This window comes from Streptomyces sp. NPDC051664 (assembly GCF_044453545.1).
GTDB lineage: Bacteria > Actinomycetota > Actinomycetes > Streptomycetales > Streptomycetaceae > Streptomyces.
Genome location: NZ_JBITCU010000119.1, coordinates 1 through 1,515, shown reverse-complemented (window position 1 = coordinate 1,515; position 1,515 = coordinate 1). Strand labels below are relative to the sequence as shown.

The following is a 1,515-nucleotide window of genomic DNA, read 5'->3' as shown; positions in this document are numbered from 1 at the left end:
CGATCTCTGACGCAATGCGGCTTCTCGAAACAACCCGCCAGGCATTCAACGCCACGGACCAGCACAATCGCGGTCTCTATTTCTCGCAAGTTCTCGCAGGGCACGGATGGAAATTCACCGAACTCGGCCTGAGCGCAACAGTACTCCCCGCGCCAACGGGACCGGACCATCCCGCATACAGCCAGTACACTTTCGGCGTACCGGTCAGCGGGCTAATGGAATTCCTCGACGCAGCGCATGCCCGACTCAAATCGCCAATCGCTGTGCCGCTCTTCACTTGGAGCCGGTCATTCGGCCAGAGGATAGCCGCCCACTATGCCACAGAAATGCTGAATACCCAGGTTGGTCCCGAGCACGTGCCATTCCTTCAGGATTTCGAAGGGGTCAGCCAAGTCGCCGGATACGCGTGGCTCTTCGTCCAGCACGCAGCAGCAATCCCAATGACCAAAGCTGGGGCACGCGACCCCTATACGGGAGAAACCATAGTAATGCTGACTAAGAACTGGCTTCCCGCAGCAAACAGAAACTACTTTCACCAACTCCTGCAGCAACTGAATCCGGAAGTTCGAGCTTTCCTTAGAAGGAACTTTAGACCTATCACCGAAGCGTTTGCTGTGCAGTTCTTCGAATTTATCGCATCTCAAGGATATCCAGAAGATCTGTTTAATTCACATTTGGATCTTCTGGACGAAGAATTTAAAAACGAGGTAGCGTGGGAGGCGGTCAGGCTCCGCGATTATCTGAGGTATACCATGACGGGCAACACGCGGAATAACCTTGTGGTAAGTCCTGGAATGCACGGAATGAGTAGGGATTACCTTGACATGGATCATGCGGGCCGATCCATCCCCCTCGCCCTACTTGAGCTACGCTACGTAGGGGGGCCTTCTGGCAGAAGCCGTGTACACTCACACGAATTCTTGAGGCAATTCTCAGAATATGCCAAAGTAGTTAATCTGGGACATTCTTCCGCTATGAGGCAGAGAATCTCCCCTGGTGTCGCGCAGGTGATCCTGGGTGACGATAGAGTACAGAAGTTCTCCCGGGCAATAGGGGCAATTCAAAAGCTCCCTCGCCTCAGACTGCCAGGAAATAAATATTTGCGACACTTTCCATATCTCGTGACTACCTCCGTTGCCGATTCCATCTCCCGCCTAGCCCGGGGGCAGGGGCTAAATGCGGGAGACCGGTCGGAATTCGGAGATCTCTTGGCAAATCTCCGCGCTGTACACGATCTTCCAGCCGTATCATCTGAGGTCAAACGTCAGTTCGATAGTGCGATTCTTCTCATGGAGAGCGCGTTGAGTTCTCTGCCTCCCCAGACGGTGCCCCCTGGCGGGTACCGACAATAGAGCACAAGGACATCGTGGTGCGCGAGTTCAAGGAGGAAGGCTTTTCCAACCTCAGGTGAGGCGAGCTGAGTAGCTGTATCTCAACCGATCATGGAACGTGCGGGTCGAACAGGTTTCCCGCCGGGGTGATCTTCCCGTTGTACGCGCATGAAGACAGGGCCTC

At 54.5% G+C, this 1,515-nt stretch carries 1 protein-coding gene; it reads left to right on the top strand.

The window, feature by feature from the left end; translation table 11 throughout:
• Nucleotides 1-1,352: hypothetical protein (locus ACIA8E_RS41920; protein WP_399307365.1), on the top strand; the 1,352-nt coding region annotated here is incomplete at its 5' end.
• Between the last annotated feature and the right edge of the window lie 163 nt (nt 1,353-1,515).